This window comes from Aeromonas aquatica, from assembly GCF_000764655.1.
In the GTDB taxonomy this organism is placed as follows: domain Bacteria; phylum Pseudomonadota; class Gammaproteobacteria; order Enterobacterales; family Aeromonadaceae; genus Aeromonas; species Aeromonas aquatica.
The window spans coordinates 1-1,198 of the sequence record NZ_JRGL01000145.1; the positions used below are offsets into that span (position 1 = coordinate 1).

Annotated in this window: 1 protein-coding gene; it reads right to left on the bottom strand. The window is 56.7% G+C overall.

Annotation, left to right across the window (positions count from 1 at the left end; translation table 11 throughout):
* Positions 1–39: 39 nt before the first annotated feature.
* Positions 40–1,127 (bottom strand): IS3 family transposase gene (locus tag LG30_RS0118680; protein WP_152599372.1). Its coding sequence is split into 2 segments (ribosomal slippage): positions 40–875 and positions 875–1,127, totalling 1,089 coding nucleotides; the frame shifts between segments, so codons are not numbered across the junction.
* Between the last annotated feature and the right edge of the window lie 71 nt (positions 1,128–1,198).

Consider the following 1,198-nt stretch of genomic DNA (forward strand, 5'->3'; position numbering starts at 1 on the left):
GGTCATCCTCCCATATTCAGGGGCATTCAAAAGTAGAGGTCAGGCGGCCCGCGCCAGGTGCTGTTTTGGTGTGTAGCCACCCAGCGCCATATTAGGCCGCTCATGGTTATAAACCCATTGCCATTGCGTGGCAAATTCCTGCAATTCATCCAGCGACTCAAACAAGTAATGCCCCAGCCAGTCATATCTCACGGTGCGGTTAAACCGCTCGATATAGGCATTCTGCTGCGGATTACCTGGCTGGATGTAGTTCAGCGTGATGTCATGCTGTTTCGCCCAGCGTTTGAGCTCCTCGCTGATGTATTCCGGACCGTTATCACAGCGGATGGCCGCTGGTTTGCCACGCCACGCTATCACCTGCTCCAACACCCGTTTGACCCGCAAGGCGGGGAGCGAAAAATCTACCTCGATACATAACGCTTCCCGGTTGAAATCATCTATCACATTGAACAACCGCACCGAGCGGCCATCGCTGAGCTGGTCGTGCATAAAGTCCATCGACCAGCAGGTATTGGGTTTTTCAGGCACTGCCAACGCTGCCGGTTTTGCACGCACCAGCCGTTTCCTGGGCTTTATCCGCAAGTTGAGTTCAAGTTCCCGATAAATCCGGTACACCCGCTTGTGGTTCCAGCCAAACCCTTTGACGTTGCGCAGATAGAGAAAGCAGAGTCCGAAGCCCCAGTTGCGCTGGCTGGTCGTGATACGCAGCAGCCAGTCGGCGATGAGCTGGTTCTCTTCGGCCAGCACCGGTTGGTAGCGATAGCAGCCTTCGCTGACCCCGAACACCCGACAGGCGAGCCGGATGGAGATGGCGCAGTGAGCGACCGCCTGGGTGGCCATCTCGCGTCGGGCAGATGGCGTCACCACTTTTTTGCCATGGCCTCCTGGAGGATGTCGGCCTTGAGGCGCTCCTCGGCATACATCTTCTTGAGGCGGCGATTTTCCTCTTCCAAGTCCTTGAGACGGGCCATGAGGGAGGCGTCCATGCCGCCGAACTTGGCGCGCCATTTGTAGAAGGTGGCGCTGCTGATGCCATGCCCGCGGCATAGCTCGGGGACGGGTGAACCGGCTTCGGCCTGGTTGAGGATGGCGATGATTTGGGCATCGCTAAAGCGTGATGTTTTCATGTAGAACCTCCTGCGTGCAAGATACGAGAAAATTCTACTTATGAGCACCCCGGATTTTCGGGGGGATTACC